The organism is Alcanivorax sp. HI0083 (genome assembly GCF_001635175.1).
Genome location: NZ_LWFX01001085.1, coordinates 1 through 5,211, shown reverse-complemented (window position 1 = coordinate 5,211; position 5,211 = coordinate 1). Strand labels below are relative to the sequence as shown.

The following is a 5,211-nucleotide window of genomic DNA, read 5'->3' as shown; positions in this document are numbered from 1 at the left end:
GGCTAACACCCCGATTAAAGCGCCCTTCGGCCACCCACAGGTCCCGTTGGGACTCGAGCTTACCCTCGCCCCACCCCAACAACGGCTTGTGCTGGATCAGGAGCCAACCGGCCCGCCACATCTCCAGCCGCAATCCTAGCGAAGAGCCGGCCTCCCCCTGAGTATATCGTTGAAGGTTTTCCACCCCTTCACCTACCCGCGCAGTCACCGACGCCCGCGGCAGAAACGCCATCGCCAATAGTGTCGCCATCAAGATCGCCACCAAGGCAACCATCCGCCTACGGGGCAAGGAGACAAACGCAGCCACACACACTAATAGCGCCAACGTAGGAAATACCACCCAGCCACCGCGCGTGCCCGATAACACTGACGCCAACAGCCCGGCTAATGCAGCCAGAACCAACAGCGCCTTCTGCCACACACCAAGTCGGCCAGCCCGCTCGCCCCGCAAAGACACCAGAGCAACCAACGATAGAGTACCTAACAGCAGTGCGATATTACCGAACGGAATCGCATTCATCCCGTTATCAGGGCGCCAGCGGCCAAGCCAAAAGTGCTCGTATGCCGCAATTCCACCGGCAAAGAGCGCTCCGACTGCCACACCCCACCACCAGACCATGGGAGAGGGAGGCACACGCCGCCAAGCCAGCAAAACCAGGCCCGCAAACAAAGGCCACACAGGCAGCCACCGCCCCTCACCGCCAGCCCCTACCGGCCACTGGCCGGCACGCCAGACATCCGCAAGCCATAGCAGGGAAAAAACCATTAGCACCAAGAGGATGGCGATATCATCCGCCGCCAGCCGCCCCGCCTCCCGCTGACAAGCCGCCAGGCACAACAACGCCATGCCAACAGCCAACACAGGTAACACCGCATAGGCAGACTGAAATACCAGCAGAAAAGAAAGAAAAGCAAACAGCAGAACGCTCGCCGATAACCGGCACAATCGAATCAAACACCCACCCCATCGGCAGCTCGAATTAGGCCGAAGGACGTAATCCGACCTCCTAGCTATACACGAGAGCGAACACCCAATAACTTTAGAACATTAGGCCCAGGAAAAGTCCATATACCAAGCTTGATCCAGACCGCAACCATCGCCACCAGATTTTGCGCCACCAAGACAAACGCCAAGGCAAGCGTTGCACCCAATGCCCCCAACCAAGGAGACAGAAGAAAAAAACCTAGCAACCCGATAGCATTACAACACAAGGCGATATTACGCATACTACGGTCATACCCAGTCATGTTCAGCAAAAAAGCCACTGATCCTGTAGCTACATTAACGAGCTGCGCCAAAGCCAATATTCTCAGCAGACTTGCAGCCTCACTAAAACCTTCGCCAAAGAAACCTAATATCCATTCTGGAAATAACAGACAAACCAACAAAAAAGGCGCTGACAAGATAAGCCCAAGCAAGGCAGCTCTGCGAGCAGCACGCTCAAGCTCAGCCAGTCTCCCCTGATGAAAAAGGGTCGCAAAAAGCGGCGGAAAAACCGCATTAACCACCATCAAAACAAAAACAACAGAAATGGCAATTTGCTGAGAAGACTTAAATAGACCAAGCTCAACGCTTCCAAGAAACTTACCAGCAATCATGATGCTGAGTACCTGCTGCATTAAGCCCGCCATGCTCATGAGAAAAAATGACAGAGAAACATTTCTGAACTCAGCCAAATCAACAGAATCAAGCCCAGAAAATCGCCGAACAACGTGATGACGAACGAGCCAGATCTCCGCGACACAGTGCCCTATAACCGCAATGAGAACTGCAGCAACCAGATATGACCACCCAAGCCAGGAAATATCCGGAGACTGCAGCTCAGACAATGTTTCTATAAGCAGCAGCAACGTACCGGCAACAAGAGAGATAGCCCCATTTTCTTGAAAACCGGCAGTGGCGGGTTTCCTCACCCCCTTAAAAAATCCCGCTAATAAAAAGCTCCAAGTGTAAAAAGGAATCGCAAAACCAATCCCCAACAGTACAGAGGAAAGGCCCGGGAGCTCAAAGAATTCCTCGACATGATCTCGCAGAAAAAAAATCGCTATTAACAGCGGAACACTTACTTTCAGGCTTCGCAAACTTGCTACGTAGAGATAGCCTCCAACCTTGACAGAGTTGAAATCACGACCGACAAAGCGAATGAGTGCATTATCCATCCCTCTTCGAGAAAGTATGCCAGCACCTAGCAAAACGCTTTGCGCTAAAGCGTAAACACCAACCCCTCTTAGGCCATAGAGATTCCCAACGATCACAGCTAACGAAAGAGCACCAAAGGCTGATATCCCTTTAGCCAAAAAAGTACGAACCATCGCTCGACCTGTCGAACTAGAAACACGATTCGCAAAAAAAAGCAAAAAATTAAAAATAATCTATCCCTCAAAAAACGACATCAAACCATCCAACAAATAAAATCTACCCCCCCCCTAAAGCCGCACGTACGTTTTTAACAACAAAACCGACTTCTTCATTCGACATATCAGGATAAAGAGGCAGAGAAACACAGCCTCTCCAGTATTTCTCTGTATTAGGAAACTTTGACTCGTCGAGCTCGTAACGTAAACGGTAATAACTCATGTGATGAAGAGGACGATAATGAACTGATGTACCAACCCCCCTCTCGTTCATCATGTCAATAAACTGCTCCCTTGTAAGAACGGCTTGTTGAGTAAAAATCAACGGGTACAAATGGTGAGCGTGTTGATCAGCCATAACTCGAGACCTAACCAAGTCAACACCTACCAGGTCAGAAAATTCATCCGTGTATCTAGCTGCAATATCCTGTCTTCGCTGACGAAAATCCCAAGCTTTTTCAAATTGAGCCACACCTACCGCTGCATTGATATCGGGCAGATTATACTTAAAGCCTGGCGCCTTAACATCATAAACCCAAGAACCAGCTTTAGTACTAGTAAACCGGTCCCACACATCGCGGTCGATACCATGTAAACGCATCATTTTGGCACGACTGGCTATATCGTCATTGTTCGTAACCAGCATTCCACCTTCACCGCAAGTTATCGTCTTATTGGCATAGAAGCTGAAACAAGTGACATCCCCTACACTTCCAACAGGCCCATAGACATCATAGGAAGGGAAAGCATGCGCCGCATCCTGAACAAGCTTTACATTGTATTTTTCACAAATCCTTAGAAGCCCACCCTCTGAAACCAAATCCACAGATTGGCCGCCAAAATGAACAGCTATAACAGCTTTTACGTCTGGATTACTTAAAATAGCATCTTCAACAGATTGAGCTGTTATCAAAAGAGTATCAGGATCAACGTCAATAAATACAGGATCAGCCCCTACATAACGTATCACTTCAGCCGAAGCTGTAAACGTCAACGACGGAACCACAACCTTGTCGCCAGGCCCCACCCCCAAAGCCTCAATAGCCAAATGTAAAGCAGCAGTGCAAGAATTAACTGCCAGCGCATGCTTTACACCACAATAATCCGCAAAAAGCGCTTCGAAATCCTTTACCCACTTGCCAGTTGTGAGCCAGCCAGACTCTAAAACAGAACGAACGTTTTCAATTTCTTTAGAAACGGGAGAAAGACGAAAAAAAGGAACGTCCACAATCAACCTCGAAGAATTTTTGTAAAGGTTTTAAGCATCACGCCAACATCAAAAAAAAGCGAGCGCCTCTCAATATACAATTCATACAAATCCAGCTTCCTGGGAAGAATGACGGTTCTGTATACTTCATTGGGATCATCGTATTCAGAAAGCATTCCTTCTTCGTCACTAAATTCAATAGCTGCCGGGTCTGTTATACCTGGTCTGACACGGTGAACTTTTGACCATCTATCAGGATAAGCCTCAACCCACTTTCTCACCTCGGGCCTCGGTCCAACAATAGACATATCACCTTTTAAAACGTTAACAAACTGCGGAAGCTCATCAAGTTTAGTTTTGCGAATAACTTGCCCGACTGAGGTGACACGACTGGAGTTTCCAGCATCAAATGCCCCCTGACTTGCTACCGGATCGTGGGACATACTGCGAAATTTCATTATTTCAAAATCTCGCCCACCAAGGCCCACCCTAATCTGGCGAAAAAAGACAGGCCCGGAGGAGTCAGCTTTTACGGCAACAGCCACAGCTAGCATGACCGGCGCAAGGGCAACTAGTGCGCAAAGGGACAAGACAATGTCAAAAAAACGCTTAGCCACTACAATACTTCCTTGCCAATTCCGGCTCTTCAGAAAAAACCCTCTTGATATCTTCAAGCTCGGATTCGCTCAGTCGGTCTTTCCACTTTTCGTTATTTCCAGGCTCAATATTATTTTCATAAGCGGTTATCACAGGCTCTGAATTAACACCGATCCAGTCACAAAGAGATTCAATCGTCTGCGGGTCCTTCATCAGCTCCTCATAACGCAGCATAAACACCTGATCACTGGGCACGACCGAGAGCTGCTGCTCTGTAACCTGAACGCATTTCATCCATTGCCAGGCGCAAACCTCGTGCAGGGGAAGCACGGACACATCTTTCTGAATCCCCGCGTATCTCGGCCCCCATACCGCTATAGCTTTTTTTCGCCTGAAAAAAAGCCTGTTACGCACGAACCAAAGAGCATATTTAAAATTTGCCCATGGGAAATAGCGAATTTTATCAAAAAGATAACCTTTATCGGTTGGCGCTTGCCACAACCTAATTGCTGATTCAGCTACAGCTCGCCCATCCCTAACAATATGGATGAATAAAGCATCTGGAAAAGCCTTATAAAGAAGCCCTGGTCTAAGCGAGTTGGGCACAGACTTCTCGACAATAAACTTCGCATCCGGCTTTCTGACATCTTTGTCAACCAGCCGAGGAAGTTGCTTTCTCATCCAGTCCAGCTGTCGCTGCCCAACAGAGTCAACCTCTATTTCATCATGCTCCAACCCTTCGTTCCCATATCGCCATATATAACCAACATCATAAGGAACTCGTGAGACATCAGGGCTAGCAGCCAGTGTATCTCTTAGAAATTTCGTGCCAGAGCGGCCAGCTCCGATAATAAAAATGGGACGCATTAATGAATCAACTCCTTGACTTCCCCAACCAGCATAGAAACGACTGATTTTTCAGAGAAGCGATCTTGTGCAAACCGCATTATTTCATTCCTCCCCATAACTTCATGAGCATAAGAAGAAAGAAACCCTTCGACCTGAGAAAACAATGATACGGTATCCTCTAAATCAAAAGCCGCGCCCAAGTT

The 5,211-nt window shown here is 48.2% G+C and carries 6 protein-coding genes; all 6 read right to left on the bottom strand.

Annotation, left to right across the window (positions count from 1 at the left end; genetic code table 11):
• A partial coding sequence (locus tag A3754_RS14500) for an O-antigen ligase (protein ID WP_197468666.1) occupies positions 1-862 on the bottom strand: 862 nt, incomplete at its 3' end.
• Positions 863-1,011: 149 nt separating this feature from the next.
• Positions 1,012-2,313 (bottom strand): MATE family efflux transporter, encoded by a 1,302-nt coding sequence (locus A3754_RS14495; RefSeq protein WP_063520267.1) that lies wholly within the window; start codon positions 2,311-2,313, stop codon positions 1,012-1,014.
• Positions 2,314-2,416: 103 nt separating this feature from the next.
• The gene (locus tag A3754_RS14490) at positions 2,417-3,583 is read right to left on the bottom strand and encodes a DegT/DnrJ/EryC1/StrS aminotransferase family protein (RefSeq protein ID WP_063520266.1); all 1,167 of its coding nucleotides are present in this window, start codon (positions 3,581-3,583) and stop codon (positions 2,417-2,419) included.
• 2 nt (positions 3,584-3,585) lie between these two features.
• On the bottom strand, positions 3,586-4,179 hold the full coding sequence (locus tag A3754_RS14485; RefSeq protein ID WP_063520265.1) for a sugar transferase: 594 nt from the start codon (positions 4,177-4,179) through the stop codon (positions 3,586-3,588).
• Positions 4,172-5,026 carry a sulfotransferase gene (locus tag A3754_RS14480; protein WP_063520264.1) on the bottom strand — a complete coding sequence of 285 codons (855 nt, stop codon included), beginning with the start codon at positions 5,024-5,026 and terminating at the stop codon, positions 4,172-4,174. Before A3754_RS14480 ends, A3754_RS14485 begins: the two co-directional genes overlap by 8 nt.
• Positions 5,026-5,211 (bottom strand): hypothetical protein (locus A3754_RS28575; protein ID WP_231880640.1); only part of this gene is annotated, 186 nt, incomplete at its 5' end. The genes A3754_RS28575 and A3754_RS14480, both read right to left, overlap by 1 nt.